General features: G+C 28.0%; 1 protein-coding gene. It reads left to right on the forward strand.

The features are described 5' to 3' along the window. A partial coding sequence (locus ACYVRH_RS14155; protein WP_461257517.1) for a CfrBI family restriction endonuclease occupies window positions 1–592 on the forward strand: 592 nt, incomplete at both ends.

Here is a 592-nt window from a genome sequence, read left to right on the forward strand (position 1 = left end):
CGCATGGAAGTTGTATCAATTATTAATGTTGAATTTCTTCAATTTGCTATAGATTTTTTCAAACAAGTAGTAGAAGCAAAACTTCATGCTGGTGTTATAACAACAGATTGGTATAAAACTGCTTTCCTCGATAAAAATTTATCGCCTGATGAAATTGCTATTAATTCTGGTCTAAATAAAAAAACCATACATAATATGTATAATTCTTCTACAAGAGAAATTATTATAAATGCTGCAAATGAGCATTACGAACAATTATATGCAATTATAGAAAGTTTATGTGAGAATGAATCAAATTTAGATTTAACTCTTGCGATAACATTAAATGATGTGTCTGTAAAATTAAATATAAGTGAAAGTCTAATAGTTATAAATACACTTGCTGTAAAACGTGCGGCATTACGAGGTGGAGCATGGAGTACGGCAGGGAAACAAGTAGAAAAACCTTTAATGCTTACACTTTGTAAGTTATATTCAGTTAGTGATAAAAATTATGAAACAAATTTTATCCGTGACAACTCAGAAAAATTTGATAGAGAAATTGATTTCTATCTAAAAAATGAAAATAATAAATATCGTTGTGAAGTAAAAC

Source organism: Treponema sp. R80B11-R83G3 (assembly GCF_054786115.1).